Raw genomic sequence first — 1,360 nt, 5'->3', positions numbered from 1 at the left:
TTATCGTATTCGTGAGGCTTGAAGCCGAAAAATGGCTGATTCCAGATAAAAATTTCTGGTAGATTCTGAACACCACGATGAAGTGCGGAGCAATTCGCGCTTCTATCTGCTTAACTTAATGACATTGTGAAGAATAGATATTTCGAATATCCAAAACTTCATGATGATTCTGGTTCACCTGTTCATACAATTGCTTTTGCATTCTGGAAAGCTCAATCGATTGCTCAAGCTCAATATTCGTTTTTGAATGGATGGAATAGAAGCTCAAAACGGCTCCAGGAAGAATCACTCCACCGATGGAAATGAATAACCGTAAAATAGCGTTCATGTTATTGGGAGTTGAACGAGCTTCATCCAAATCGAAAACCACCAGTAAATAGAACACCAGAAAAGCAGTACACAGCCAGATCAATAGCAAAATCTCTGAATTGGAATCCGCCTCTTTTCTGGTTAGAAATAAAGCAACGATAATCTTAGAGATTAATGCGATTAAATGAGTAGTCAAAACGAATGGAATCATCATTGTTTGCGTCCAGTCTGAAGCAGCGTTCATGATATCCGGCTGCAACAGCATAGCGATCAGTTCAGCAGTAGCCGCACTGACATAGTAGAAGAAAAATGACAGCAGAGCTTCCTTAACTGAAGAACGATAATAATAGACGTTTAAGAATACGACTCCAGCGATATTAGCTGCCAGATTCAGCATGGTCCAAATTTTATAATGAAGAATATATGACGGAAAGCAGATAACGAGAGCTAAAAGCCAGTAACTGATGATTCGTCCCAATAGAAATCCTCTTTTCGGATAAGACTTTCGATACAGAATTTCCATCATGATTCCAGTCGACAAACCATCCAGACTCATGACAAGATATTGCAGCAGATACATCTGCTCACTCAATCCGATCACTCCTTTCATTTTGGTTTCACTTCAGAAAATTTCTTTGAGATCGTACAAACAAGCCAAAAAGTTATAACTTTTAAAGTTTATTCAGCATCGATCATCATAAGCATCTGAATTGACACTTCCTGTTTTGTATTTATATCACAATCAATTATATTTTGGACAACAAACAGTAAACGAAAGCAGAAGTTATCTTTCATTTCTCTCAATATTTCCAGTCAAGTGTTCGGAGTCAAGTTATTTATTAACATTTTGGGCAACCAAACAATTAACAGTTTGGGTAATGAATTGGGGGAATAGAGAGGGGTCAGGTATTAACTATAGCAGCCAATACCTGACCCCTCTCTATTCCCCCAATTTGCACTCGCGCGGGCGCCTGGGGGGAGGCCGGACTGTTTAGTCCTCTCGAAATTCAAATTGCTTATCTTTCAGACGATAGGAATCCCCTACAATTTT

The 1,360-nt window shown here is 39.0% G+C and carries 1 protein-coding gene; it reads right to left on the bottom strand.

Annotation, left to right across the window (positions count from 1 at the left end; all coding sequences use genetic code 11):
- Positions 1-115 precede the first annotated feature (115 nt).
- A complete protein-coding gene (locus BO222_RS00015) occupies positions 116-919 on the bottom strand; it encodes a hypothetical protein (protein WP_075817269.1) in 804 nt (267 codons plus the stop codon).
- Between the last annotated feature and the right edge of the window lie 441 nt (positions 920-1,360).

Source organism: Ileibacterium valens (assembly GCF_001945525.1).
Lineage (GTDB): Bacteria > Bacillota_I > Bacilli_A > Erysipelotrichales > Erysipelotrichaceae > Ileibacterium > Ileibacterium valens.
Note: the sequence above shows the minus strand (reverse complement) of the source record. Positions and strands in the feature narration are given on the sequence as shown.

Coding starts and splice junctions, on each gene's coding strand:
- BO222_RS00015 (WP_075817269.1), bottom strand. CDS start 919: ATGAAAGGAGTGATCGGATTGAGTGAGCAGATGTATCTGCTGCAATAT.